The organism is Pseudomonas sp. F01002 (assembly GCF_004402115.1).
In the GTDB taxonomy this organism is placed as follows: domain Bacteria; phylum Pseudomonadota; class Gammaproteobacteria; order Pseudomonadales; family Pseudomonadaceae; genus Aquipseudomonas; species Aquipseudomonas frigoris.
Genome location: NZ_SOPU01000011.1, coordinates 178,639 through 188,507, shown reverse-complemented (window position 1 = coordinate 188,507; position 9,869 = coordinate 178,639). Strand labels below are relative to the sequence as shown.

Below are 9,869 nucleotides of genomic sequence, written 5' to 3'. Positions count from 1 at the left end.
CCCGCTCCCACAGGGGTTGTGGTGTTTACTCAATAGTCGAAGAACACTGTCTCGGCATCGGTGCCTTGCAGGATCACATTCCACTGGTAAACACCCGACGCATCCTTCTTCGCCAGCAAAGTACTGCGACGTTCAGCCGGCACACACTCCAACAACGGATCCCCCACGTTGGTCGGTTCGCCATCAAAGTAAATCCGTGTCAGCAAGTGCTTCACCAACCCGCGAGCAAACACCAGCACCACCAGATGCGGCGCCTGGGTCGTGCCTTTCAAGCCTTCTACCGTACCCGGCTTGATCGTGGTGAAACGAAAGCGCCCTTCGGCATCCACCGGCACCCGGCCAAACCCTTCGAAGTTCGGGTCCAGGGGTTTGTCCTGATCGTCTTCGGGGTGGTCATACTTGCCGGCGGCGTTGGCTTGCCAGACTTCCAGCATCGCGTCGTTGACGACGTCGCCGTTGCCATCGATGACTTGCCCGGTGATCGCCACGCGCTCGCCCAGAGTTTGTTCGACCGTCAGGTCTTCGCGGTTCAGCCAGGTCAGACCGATGTGGTAATACGGCCCGACGGTGTGGGATGTGGTCGCGTTCAACGTCATCTTATTTCTCCATCGGCGTGGCTTCGCGGCCGCGCAAGACGATGTCCCAGCGATAACCGAGGGCATAGGAAGGGATGGTTTTTTCCAGGTCGAAACTGGCGATCAAACGCTCTTTGGCGCTGGTATCCGGTACGCAGTTGTAGATCGGGTCATAGGCCAGCAGCGGATCGCCCGGGAAATACATCTGCGTGACCAGGCGCGTCAGAATGCTCGGCCCGAACAGTGAGAAGTGGATGTGCGCCGGGCGCCACGCGTTGTGGTGGTTGCCCCATGGGTAGGCGCCGGGCTTGATGGTCTGGAACTGGTACCCGCCATCGGCGTCGGTCACGGTGCGGCCAGTGCCAGTGAAATTCGGGTCCAGCGGCGCATCGTGCAGGTCGCGGTCATGGTTGTAGCGACCGGCGGCATTGGCCTGCCAGATCTCCACCAGAATGCCCGGCACCGGCAAACCATCTTCATCCAGCACGCGGCCGTGAATGATGATGCGCTCACCCAGTGGCTCGCCCTTGTGCTGGGCGGTCAGGTCGTTGTCCTGCGCCTGAATGCGCTCGGCACTGATGGTCGGACCGGTAATTTCCGACAGCGAATGGGGCAAAAACACCAACGGCTTGGACGGCGAGCGACGGTTGGTGGATTGATAGGCCGGGTGCAGGTATTCCGGCTGGGTGCCCTCTTGCGGGCGGCGGTAACCAGGCTTGTCAGTCATGAAGCATTCCTCAGTTCTTATTCATCAACGCTGCGCGTCAGACCCGTTCGATCGCCAAGGCCAGACCCTGGCCCACGCCGACGCACATCGTCGCCAGACCTTTCTTGCCACCGGTCTTTTCCAGCTGATGCAGCGCGGTCAGTACCAGACGGGCGCCGCTCATGCCCAACGGATGGCCCAAGGCAATGGCGCCACCGTTCGGGTTGACCTGGGCCGCGTCGTCCGCCAGCCCCAGTTCCCGCAGCACTGCCAAACCCTGGCTGGCGAAGGCTTCGTTGACTTCGATCACATCGAAATCGCTGACGGCCAGGCCGAGGCGCTCGGTCAATTTGCGCACCGCCGGGACCGGGCCGATGCCCATTACACGCGGTGCGACACCGGCACTGGACATGCCCAGCACTTTGGCGCGAGCGGTCAGGCCGTGCTTTTTCACGGCTTCGGCTGAGGCGAGAATCAACGCCGCGGCACCGTCGTTCACACCCGAGGAGTTGCCGGCGGTGACGGTCTTGTCCGGGCCATTGACCGGTTTGAGTTTGGCCAGGACTTCCAGCGAGGTGTCGCCGCGCGGATGCTCATCCTGGTTGACGACACTTTCCCCCTTCTTGTGGGCAATGCGCACTTCAACGATTTCTTCGGCGAAAAATCCTGCAGCTTGCGCGGCGGCTGTCCGTTGCTGGCTGCGCAGTGCGAAAGCGTCCTGATCCTCGCGGGAAACTTCGTAATCGTCAGCCACGTTATCGCCGGTCTGCGGCATCGCATCCACGCCGTATTGGGCTTTCATCAACGGGTTGATGAAGCGCCAGCCGATGGTGGTGTCTTCCAGCTTCATGTTGCGCGAGAACGCCGCATCAGCTTTGCCCATCACGAACGGTGCGCGGGACATCGACTCGACGCCGCCGGCAATTGCCAGCTCCATCTCGCCACTGGCGATCGCCCGGAAAGCGGTGCCGATGGCATCCATACCCGAGGCGCAGAGGCGATTGAGGGTCACGCCCGGAATGGTTTCCGGCAGGCCCGCCAGCAACAGCGCCATGCGCGCCACGTTGCGGTTGTCTTCGCCGGCCTGGTTGGCGCAACCGAGGAACACCTCGTCCACCGCGTTCCAGTCCACCGACGGGTTGCGTTCCATCAGTGCCTTGATCGGCACGGCGGCCAGGTCGTCGGCGCGAACCGCCGACAGGCCACCGCCGAAACGGCCGATGGGGGTGCGAATCGCATCACAGATATAAACGTCACGCATCAGGCTTCTCCGGGTGCTTGGCCGTGGGCCGCGGCAGTGCGGGCTTCCAGATCCCTGAGCGCCTTCAGTTCGACCTCGGTCGGCTCGGCGGTGTTTTCAACTGTCTCGGCAAAACGAATCGCCCAACCGGTAGCCGCGATGACTTGCTCGCGGGTCACGCCTGGGTGCAGCGCGGTGACCACGAATTCATGGGTTTCAGCTTCCGGCTCCATGATGCACAGGTCGGTAATGATGCCGACCGGACCGGCGCCCGGCAGGCCGAGACGCTTGCGCGAATCACCGCCCTCGCCATGGCCGACCGAGGTAATGAAGTCGAGTTTGTCGACAAAGGAACGCGCCGACTGCTTGAGGATGATCAGCACGCTTTTTGCCGAGCCAGCGATCTCCGGCGCACCGCCGGCACCCGGCAGGCGGACTTTCGGCTGATGGTAATCGCCCACCACCGTGGTGTTGATGTTGCCGAAGCGGTCGACTTGCGCGGCGCCGAGGAAACCGACGTCGATGCGCCCGCCCTGCAACCAATAGCGAAAAATCTCACCGGTCGGGACGACGGTGTCGGCGGTTTCCGCCAGCTCACCGTCACCGATCGACAGCGGCAGTACGCTCGGCTTGGCACCGATCGGACCCGATTCATAGATAAGGACTACATCCGGCGAAGAAGTCAGACGCGCCAGGTTGGCGGCTTTCGACGGCAGGCCGATGCCAACGAAACACACCGAACCGTTTTTCAGACGGCGGGCAGCGGCGACGGTCATCATTTCGTTGGTGGTGTAAGTCATTACTTGGCCTCCGAAGCAGCGGCCAGTTTGGCCTGGAACTCGTTGAAGTCAGCGCAGCCGTGGATGTACTCGTTGATCCACGCGGTGAAGGTTTCACGGTCGCGGGCAATCGGGTCCCAAGCCTGGTAGAAACGGTTATCACGTTCGTTGTAGCCGTGAGCGTAGGACGGATGCGCACCGCCGGGAACGTGGCAGACCGCGCTCAAGGCCCAGGTCGGCAGAACGCAGGAGTTCATCGGTGCATTGAGGTCGTCGACGATTTCCTCGACGGTGACGATGCAGCGCTTGGCGGCCAGTGCGGCTTCTTTCTGCACGCCGAGAATGCCCCACAGCAACACGTTGCCTTTGCGGTCGGCTTTCTGTGCGTGAATCACGGTAATGTCCGGGCGCACCGAAGGCACGGCCGCCAATACTTCGCCGGTGAATGGGCAGGTGACGGTTTTGATCAGCGGGTTGACCTTCGGCAGGTCGGAGCCGGCGTAGGCACGCAGCACCGCGAACGGTAGGCCGGAAGCGCCAGCGACGTAGGCATTGGCCAGGTCGGCGTGGCTGTGCTCTTCGATTTCCAGCGCGTGCGGCCACTGCTTCTCGACGGCGTCACGCAGGCGATGCAGCGAACCGACGCCCGGGTTTCCGCCCCAGGAGAAAATCAGCTTGCGAGCACAACCGGCGCCGATCAACTGGTCGTAGATCAGGTCAGGCGTCATCCGCACCAGGGTCAGGTCTTTCTTGCCCTGGCGAATGATTTCGTGACCCGCCGCCGTAGGGATCAGGTGAGTGAAGCCTTCGAGCGCGACCGTATCGCCGTCGTTAACGAATTGCTTCACCGCGTCGTGCAGCGAAAGGATTTCAGCCATGGGGCAGGCTCCCGTTTTGTTATGAACCGACAGTGGAAGAAAAAGGCGCGATGCGCAGCGCCGGAATGACTGAAGAGTAAGCCCCTGAAAAACGCCAAACAATCCGATAATCGACTGAGTGTTCGTTTATCGAACAGATTGTTGTCTGGCTATCGATAAGATCAAATGCTTCGTCGGAACGCCGCCCGGAGCAAGCCCGCTCCCACAGGGGAATGCGATCAACTGTGGGAGCGGGCTTGCTCGCGAAGAGGTCATCAAAACCACATCAGATTCGGATCAGACCCTCAGGTCGCATCCGCATGACTGACCATGCCCTTGATCACCACCGCCGTGGTCGCCAATGCCGCCGGAATCACCAGCGCTGTCAGCACCTGCTCGAAATTCCAGCCCAGGCCCAGCAGCGTTGCGCCCATCCACGCACCTAGAATCGCGCCAAAGCGGCCAATTCCGAGCATCCACGACACCCCAGTCGCCCGCCCCTGCGTCGGATAAAACCGCGCCGCCAGTGAAGGCATCGCCGATTGCGCGCCGTTGACGCACATCCCGGCCACCAGCACCAACGTCGCCAATAGCGTGATGTTGCCCAGGCTCTGCCCTACCGCGTAGGCAAATACCCCGGCGAATAGATAGAAAATGCCGATAACCTTGTGCGGATTGAATCGGTCCATCGCCCAGCCCACGCCCACCGCGCTCAATACCCCACCAAACTGGAACAACGCGCCGATGAATGCCGCCTGCTCCATGCTCGCGCCACTGTCACGCATCAGCGTCGGCAGCCAACTGGTCAGCAGATAGACGATCACCAGCCCCATGAAGTAGGTCAGCCACAGCAACAAGGTGCCGGTGCTGTAGGTGCCGGAGAAGATCACCGCGAACACGTTGCGGGCCTTCACGGTTTTCTGTTCCGGCACGCTAAAGCTGGAAGCCTGAGCTACTACGGTTGGATCGATGGGCGCCAGGGTCTTGCGCACTTTGTCAGTGCCGCGATTGCGGACGACGAGGTAGCGCGCCGATTCCGGCAGCCAGAACAGCAATACGACGGCGAGGATCAGCGGCAAAATCCCGCCGATCATCAGCAGACTGTGCCAACCAAAGGCCGGAATCAGTTTGGCGGAAATGAAACCGCCGCCCGCCATGCCGAGGTTGAAACCGCAGAACATGCTGGTCACCAGCAGGGATTTCTTGCGCTCCGGGGTGTATTCGGACAGAAGCGTCGTGGCGTTCGGCATGCCGGCGCCAAGGCCCAGGCCAGTGAGGAAACGCAGCACCAGCAACTGATCGACATTGGTGCTGTAAGCCGAAGCTAGGCTGAACGCGCCGAACAACAGCACCGCGCCCACCAGTACGATTTTTCGCCCGAAGCGGTCAGCCAATGGGCCAGAACCCAGTGCGCCAAAGACCATACCGATCAACGCCGCGCTCATCACCGGACCGAGACTGGCGCGGTCGATGCCCCAGTCCTGTGACAGGGCGGGCGCGATGAAACCCATGGCCGCCGTGTCGAGGCCATCGAGGAAAACAATCAGGAAACACAGGATCACCACTCGCCATTGGTAGCGCGAAATGGGTTGAGCATTGATGAAGGACTGCACGTCGAGGCAGTTTCCTACAGCAGACTGGGGCTGGTTCATTATTTTTATTCCACGCAAAGAACGCAGTCGGACGGAAGCCAGCCAAGGCTGGCGCTGCCGCGACATTAGTGATCTTGGGGAAAGAGCGTCAATTCGATAAACGCGAGTCTGTGCGTTTATCGAACAGCTTAGGCAAATGGCTTACGCAAAGAGTTGCGCGCTAAGGTCGCGGCTCGCGCTCAGAAGGCCAGGCAGGAAACGTTGTTCCAACTCGTTGCGGCTGACTCGGCCGGCGTGGGTACTGACGTTTAGCGCCGCGACCACTTGGCCGGAAGCGTCGTACACCGGAACGGCAATCGAGCGCAGACCCTGCTCCAGTTCCTGATCGACGATGCACCAGCCTTGCTGCCGCACCTCTTGCAGGCATTCGAGCAACGCCTCGGGGGTGTGCAAGGTTCGGCTGGTCTTGGCTTGCAGCTCTGCATGGTCGAGGTACTCGCGCAGTGACGTATCGTCCAGCGCCGCGAGAAGAATCCGCCCCATCGAGGTGCAATAGGCCGGCAGACGTCCACCCACCGACAGGTCGACGGAAATCAGTCGCTGGGTGGTGGCCGAACGAGCGATGTACAAGATGTCATCGCCTTCCAGAGTGGCCATGTTGCAGGCTTCATGAAGTTGCTCGCTCATGCGGTCCAGGTAGGGCTGAGCGGAAACCGCCAGCGGCGTCGAGGACACATAGGCATGGCCAAGCGTCAGTACTTTAGGCAGCAGCGAATACGTACGGCCGTCGGTGGTGGCGTAGCCGAGTTTGATCAGCGTGTGCAGGCAACGTCGCACAGCGGCGCGGGGAATTTCCGTGCGATGACTGATTTGGGCGATGGTGAGGTGACGCTTGCGCTCCTGAAAGGCTTGCACCACGGCCAGGCCACGGGCCAGGGAGGTCATGAAATCCGGGTCGCCGGTCAGTGCCTGGATCCGCTTGGCGGGCGAGGCAACGATCGGCGGCGCCACTGAAGCGAAGGAATTGCGCATTTGATCGTTCATATAAGGTCCTTTTCCACGCGGATCAGCGGCTATTACAAGCGGCAGCCGGTCCCTCACACAAGCCCGAGCAGCCAAGACTGTGCGATTATCGAACCATCGACCGGTAATCGCAATGGACTCCCACCAGGGGCAGCCGACTATTGAACGGGGGTGCACCTATTTTTATACTGACTCTGACGCAGATTAGAAGGACCGATGTAATTGTCCTAACTTGTTCGACTTAATGGCGTCAGAAAGGCATCACTGTAACGTCGTGCCGCCGAACGACCTAGTTAGCCGTATAAACTTGCGAGTAACAAAACAATCACACATCAAGACCCACTTTTAACTCTTTGGCGATAGTGTTCTTCGAATCGACCGCTATAATGCAATTCAGTGGTGTCCGGTTTTTAATTGCCGATTCCGCCACCGGTAGCGCGATGTTCCATCGCCGTTACCCGCAGCAAGCGCCTGACACTCATTTCATATGCTTCGCCAAGGTGTTCGCTGAAACAGGAATCTGATGCTACGTCAGCTGTTTATCTCTGGTGCCGTGGCCGCCTGCAACATGGAAGTAATTGATCGCAATGTCGTAAAAAATGATGCCTTTGCGGGCCTTGTCCTTTCGGCGAGCGTGGTCAAATACATTTGATGCAGCGCGTTTCACCAGAATTTATCTCAACTCATTCAGGTAGCACTGTGACGAAAGACGAACTGCGCGCGGAACTTGAGCGCCAGGAACAACGTTACAAGGAAGTTTACGGCGGGGAAGTCACCACCTACGCCGCTCAGCCCGAACCGGAACGCAAACCCTGGCGTAAACGCGCCACTGTTCAGGATCAGGCTTTCACTCAAGAATTGCAGAAAATGGAAAAGGAACTCAAAGCCGAAGAGCCATAATCGCCTTGGCCTGAATCCTTTCAAGGGTCTGCGTCTGCACCCGTTAAAAGCGGGATGTATCGATGATGCCTTTCGCGCCCGCTACCAGCGGGCAGCGGCCACCTCACCCACCGGATGAGGCAAATGGCTCATGTCTGGCCCTCTTTTCAGATATTTCACACAAGCGTTAAAACCTCTTGCTCCTACGAGAGGACGCCTTGTGGCTGCGGCCTTTTCAAAGAAATTCAATGACTTGCAAAACCCAGTAAAAACCTGGGGTTTGGGCTACTGCCACAAATTAATTCGTTGAAGAATGTTACCGATGAGCACCTAGTGCATCGATTAGCAGTCTTTTCTGGCATAATCGCGCCCCCTTACGACCGGGTCAGAAAACCTTCATGATCGATTTATTCAGCGGACTAGATGCTTGGGTGCTTGTGAGCCTCTTGCTCGCCCTGGCCTTTGTCCTCGCCTTCGAGTTCATCAACGGCTTTCATGACACCGCTAACGCGGTGGCCACTGTTATCTACACCAAAGCCATGCCGCCTCATCTGGCGGTGTTCTTTTCCGGTGTGTTCAACTTCCTCGGCGTGCTGCTGGGCGGTGTCGGCGTGGCGTATGCCATCGTCCACCTGCTGCCGGTAGAGCTGCTGATCAATGTGAACACCGGTCACGGGCTGGCCATGGTGTTCTCGTTGCTTGCCGCCGCCATCACCTGGAACCTGGGCACCTGGTACTTCGGTATCCCGGCCTCCAGTTCCCATACGCTGATCGGTTCGATCCTCGGTGTCGGCCTGGCCAACGCCCTGATCAACGACATTCCGTTGGCTGATGGCGTGAACTGGCAGAAGGCAATTGATATCGGTGCGTCCCTGGTGTTCTCGCCGATGGCGGGCTTCCTGGTCGCCGCACTGATACTGATCGGCCTTAAATGGTGGCGTCCACTGTCGAAGATGCACAAGACGCCGGAACAACGCCGCAAGATCGACGACAAGAAACACCCGCCGTTCTGGAACCGCCTGGTGCTGGTCATTTCGGCCATGGCCGTGAGCTTCGTGCACGGCTCCAACGATGGCCAGAAAGGTATCGGCCTGATCATGCTAGTGCTGATCGGCATCGTTCCGGCGCAGTTCGTACTCGACCTGGGCAGCACGACCTACCAGATCGAACGGACTCGCGACGCGACCCTGCACCTGAGCCAGTTCTACAAGCGCAATGCCGATACGTTGGGTGAATTCCTGGCCCTGGGCAAAAGCGTGGAGGGCGATCTGCCGGAGAAATTCCGTTGCAATCCGCAACAGACCGAACCGACCATCACCGCCCTGCTTGGCACCCTTAAAGGTGTAGCCGACTACCACTCGCTGCCGGCGGAAAGCCGCATCGAAGTGCGTCGTTATCTGCTCTGCCTGGACGACACGGCGAAGAAAGTCGGCAAGCTGCCTGGCCTCAACGCCCGTGAAAAGGCTGACCTGGACAAGCTGCGCAAAGACCTGACCACCACTACCGAATATGCCCCGTTCTGGGTGATTCTGGCAGTCGCTCTGGCACTCGGCCTGGGCACCATGGTCGGCTGGAAACGCGTGGTTCTGACCATCGGCGAGAAGATCGGCAAGCAGGGCATGACTTACTCCCAAGGCATGTCGGCACAGATCACTACCGCAAGCCTGATCGGCATGGCCAACATCTTCAGCCTGCCGGTGTCCACCACCCACGTCCTGTCCTCGGGTGTGGCCGGCACCATGGTCGCCAACAAAAGCGGCCTGCAAGGCGGCACCGTTAGAACCATCCTGCTGGCCTGGGTCCTGACCCTGCCAGCCACAGTGGCCTTGTCGGCCGGCCTGTTCTGGCTGGCGTCGAAGGCACTGGGCAGCTGATACATAGCCGCACAAAAAAGGCGCGTTCCGTGAGGTTCGCGCCTTTTTTATGCCGCAATCTTCGCTACACCACCGATCAACTGTGGGAGCGGCGGTGCGGCGATCCGACTTGCTCGCGAAGAGGCCATAACATTCAACATCTATATTGGCTGCCAAGCCGCCTTCGCGAGCAAGCCCGCTCCCACAGTAGTTCTATGTACATCCGACAGATTTTCGCACGCAAAAAAAAAGGGCAACCGAAGTTGCCCAAAATGCCTTGCGTGCTCATTGCTTCCAGAAAGACCTACGGTTTGCGCTTATGCGAATCCTTCCAGATAAAAAATCCAAACCCTGCAAAAAACAGA

The 9,869-nt window shown here is 59.5% G+C and carries 10 protein-coding genes; 3 read left to right on the top strand and 7 right to left on the bottom strand.

Translation table 11 applies throughout. The features are described from left to right. Positions 1 to 29: 29 nt before the first annotated feature. The 7 genes from pcaG to pcaR form a co-directional block, all read right to left on the bottom strand. On the bottom strand, positions 30 to 596 hold the full coding sequence (gene pcaG, locus E3W21_RS06410; RefSeq protein ID WP_134418819.1) for a protocatechuate 3,4-dioxygenase subunit alpha: 567 nt from the start codon (positions 594 to 596) through the stop codon (positions 30 to 32). A 1-nt stretch (position 597) separates the two neighbouring features. After that, positions 598 to 1,302 (bottom strand): protocatechuate 3,4-dioxygenase subunit beta, encoded by a 705-nt coding sequence (gene pcaH / locus E3W21_RS06405; protein ID WP_134418818.1) that lies wholly within the window; start codon positions 1,300 to 1,302, stop codon positions 598 to 600. Positions 1,303 to 1,339: 37 nt separating this feature from the next. Beyond that, a complete protein-coding gene (pcaF, locus tag E3W21_RS06400) occupies positions 1,340 to 2,545 on the bottom strand; it encodes a 3-oxoadipyl-CoA thiolase (protein WP_178082711.1) in 1,206 nt (401 codons plus the stop codon). Then, positions 2,542 to 3,321, bottom strand: a complete 780-nt coding sequence (locus E3W21_RS06395; protein WP_129441811.1) for a CoA-transferase subunit beta — start codon at positions 3,319 to 3,321, stop codon at positions 2,542 to 2,544. Before E3W21_RS06395 ends, pcaF begins: the two co-directional genes overlap by 4 nt. Then, entirely contained in the window at positions 3,321 to 4,178 is an 858-nt protein-coding gene (locus tag E3W21_RS06390; protein ID WP_134418817.1) for a CoA transferase subunit A, read from the bottom strand. Before E3W21_RS06390 ends, E3W21_RS06395 begins: the two co-directional genes overlap by 1 nt. A gap of 284 nt (positions 4,179 to 4,462) precedes the next feature. Beyond that, the gene (locus E3W21_RS06385; RefSeq protein ID WP_111450928.1) at positions 4,463 to 5,809 is read right to left on the bottom strand and encodes an MFS transporter; all 1,347 of its coding nucleotides are present in this window, start codon (positions 5,807 to 5,809) and stop codon (positions 4,463 to 4,465) included. Between the two features lie 141 nt (positions 5,810 to 5,950). Further along, on the bottom strand, positions 5,951 to 6,793 hold the full coding sequence (gene pcaR, locus E3W21_RS06380) for a pca regulon transcriptional regulator PcaR (RefSeq protein ID WP_008147316.1): 843 nt from the start codon (positions 6,791 to 6,793) through the stop codon (positions 5,951 to 5,953). Between the two features lie 502 nt (positions 6,794 to 7,295). Between pcaR and E3W21_RS31695 the strand changes: the two genes are divergently transcribed. The 3 genes from E3W21_RS31695 to E3W21_RS06370 all read left to right on the top strand — a co-directional run bounded on the left by E3W21_RS31695 (position 7,296) and on the right by E3W21_RS06370 (position 9,525). Further along, positions 7,296 to 7,424 carry a hypothetical protein gene (locus E3W21_RS31695; RefSeq protein ID WP_256661531.1) on the top strand — a complete coding sequence of 43 codons (129 nt, stop codon included), beginning with the start codon at positions 7,296 to 7,298 and terminating at the stop codon, positions 7,422 to 7,424. A gap of 47 nt (positions 7,425 to 7,471) precedes the next feature. Then, on the top strand, positions 7,472 to 7,672 hold the full coding sequence (locus E3W21_RS06375) for a hypothetical protein (protein ID WP_007935837.1): 201 nt from the start codon (positions 7,472 to 7,474) through the stop codon (positions 7,670 to 7,672). 377 nt (positions 7,673 to 8,049) lie between these two features. Beyond that, entirely contained in the window at positions 8,050 to 9,525 is a 1,476-nt protein-coding gene (locus E3W21_RS06370; RefSeq protein WP_129441808.1) for an inorganic phosphate transporter, read from the top strand. The last annotated feature ends 344 nt before the right edge of the window (positions 9,526 to 9,869 follow it).